The organism is Bradyrhizobium sp. SHOUNA76 (assembly GCF_023006445.1).
Lineage (GTDB): Bacteria > Pseudomonadota > Alphaproteobacteria > Rhizobiales > Xanthobacteraceae > Bradyrhizobium.
Genome location: NZ_JALBHA010000742.1, coordinates 1 through 2,234, shown reverse-complemented (window position 1 = coordinate 2,234; position 2,234 = coordinate 1). Strand labels below are relative to the sequence as shown.

General features: G+C 65.9%; 2 protein-coding genes and 1 pseudogene. All 3 read right to left on the bottom strand.

Features of this window, described 5'->3' with window-relative positions; genetic code table 11:
- Positions 1 to 1,324: heme lyase CcmF/NrfE family subunit (locus MOV74_RS36465; RefSeq protein WP_246932155.1), on the bottom strand; the 1,324-nt coding region annotated here is incomplete at its 3' end.
- Complete coding sequence (gene ccmE / locus MOV74_RS36460; RefSeq protein ID WP_246932153.1) at positions 1,321 to 1,845, bottom strand: cytochrome c maturation protein CcmE; 525 nt, start codon at positions 1,843 to 1,845, stop codon at positions 1,321 to 1,323. The genes ccmE and MOV74_RS36465, both read right to left, overlap by 4 nt.
- Before the next feature lie 37 nt (positions 1,846 to 1,882).
- A pseudogene (locus MOV74_RS36455) lies at positions 1,883 to 2,234 on the bottom strand (c-type cytochrome biogenesis protein CcmI); the annotation flags it as partial.

The window sequence follows — 2,234 nt, the reverse complement described above, 5'->3', positions numbered from 1 at the left end:
AGCCCCAGGCGATGGCGACGGCGACGAGCCCGGCGACGCCGGCCGCGAGCAGGCGCTGCGTCACGCCGAGCAGATCGCCGCGCTTCCACGCCAGCATCGGGCCAAACGGCACGGCAAGCAGCAACAGGGTGAATAGCGGCGCGAAGGTGAGGTTGTAGAAGGGCGCACCGACCGACATCTTGAAGTCGGCGAGCATCTCCATCGCGAGCGGATAGAGCGTGCCGAACAGCACGACCGCGCACGCGACCGTGAGCAGAAGATTGTTCAGGACCAGCGCGCCCTCGCGCGAGATCGGCGCGAACAGGCCGCCCTGCTTCAACGAGGTGGCGCGGCCCGCGAACAGCGCCAGGCTGCCGCCGATGAACAGGCAGAGGATCAGCAGGATGAACACGCCGCGGGTGGGATCGGTGGCGAAGGCGTGCACCGATGTGATGACGCCCGAGCGCACCAGGAAGGTGCCGAGCAGCGACAGCGAGAAGGTCAGGATCGACAACAAGATGGTCCAGACCTTCAACGCGTTGCGCTTTTCCATCACCAGGGCGGAATGCAACAGCGCGGTACCGGAGAGCCACGGCATCAGCGAGGCGTTCTCGACCGGATCCCAGAACCACCAGCCGCCCCAACCGAGTTCGTAATAGGCCCAGTACGAGCCCATGGCGATCCCGAGCGTCAGGAAGATCCAGGCGACCAGCGTCCACGGCCGCACCCAGCGCGCCCAGGCCGCGTCGATCCGTCCCTCCATCAGCGCCGCGATCGCGAAGGAGAAGGAGATCGAGAAACCGACATAGCCGAGATAGAGCATCGGCGGATGCACGGCGAGCCCGATGTCCTGGAGCACCGGATTGAGATCGCGTCCCTCGATCGGCGGGCTCGCGATGCGCAGGAACGGATTCGATGTCACGAGGATGAAGAGATAGAAGGCGCTGGCGACCCAGGCCTGCACGGCGAGCACATGCGCGCGCAGCGACAGCGGCAGATTATTGCCGAAAGCCGCAACCAGCCCGCCGAACAAGGCGAGGATCGCCACCCACAGCAGCATCGAGCCTTCATGGTTTCCCCACACGCCGGTGATCTTGTAGAGCAGCGGCTTCATCGAGTGGGAATTCTCGTAGACGTTGGCGACGGAGAAGTCCGAGTTCACGTGCAGCATCACGAGAGCTACGAACGAGGCGCCGACGAACAGGAGCTGCGCCAGCGCCGTGGAGCGCGCCACGTCCATCAGCGCGGCATCGCGCAGGCGCGCACCGATCAGCGGCACGATCGACTGGATCAGTGCGAGCCCAAGCGCCAGCACCAGCGCGTAATGTCCTGATTCCGCGATCACCGCACCGCTCCTTGCGGATTGCCCTGCGCCGTCGTGGCTTGAGGCTTGCTGCTGCCGGAAGGCTTAGCGCCCGAAGCTTTGCCGTCGTAATCGTCCTTCCAATGCCCCTGCTTCTTCAGGGCGTCGGCGACGTCCTTGGGCATGTAGGTCTCGTCATGCTTGGCGAGCACGGTGTCGGCCTTGAACACCCCATTGGCGTCGAGCGCGCCTTCGGCGACGACGCCCTGGCCCTCGCGGAACAGGTCGGGCAGGATGCCCTTGTAAGCCACCGGAAGCTTGGCGCCACCGTCGGCGACCTCGAAGGTCACCGCGAGATTGTCGCCGCGATGGAGCGAGCCGGGCTGCACCAGCCCGCCGAGGCGAAACCGCTTACCGGGCTCGACATGCTTCTCGGCGACCATGGTCGGGGTCGAGAAGAACACGATGGAGTCGCGAAGTGCGTTGAGCACCAGCGCGGCCGCGAGCGCGAGCACGGCGAGCGAGCCGCCGATGATGGTCATACGTCGCTGCTTGCGCGTCATGGCGTATCAATTCTCCGCTCGTCTCGTCCCGACATCGTCATCCGCCGAGCCCGAGAGTCCTGAGGCCTTCGTTGAGCTGGCGAAGCCGCTCTGCGTCGCTTGCAACCGCCTGCCGGGCGTCGGCCGATGCCCCCATGGCCTTGTCCCGTTCGCCCATCACGAGATAGGCGCGCACCAAACGCAGCCAACTCTCGACGTCGTCGCCGTTCTGCTTCAACCGGGTGGCCAGACGTTCGACCATGCCGCGCACCATCGCGTTGCGATCGCCTTCGGCCATTTCCTTGGATGCAGCAATCGTTTCATCCGACAGCGCCGGCATCGTGCCGCTGCCGACGCGCGCCAGCGAGGACTGCACCAGGGCACGCCACGGCGCATCCGCGGGCGCCTTC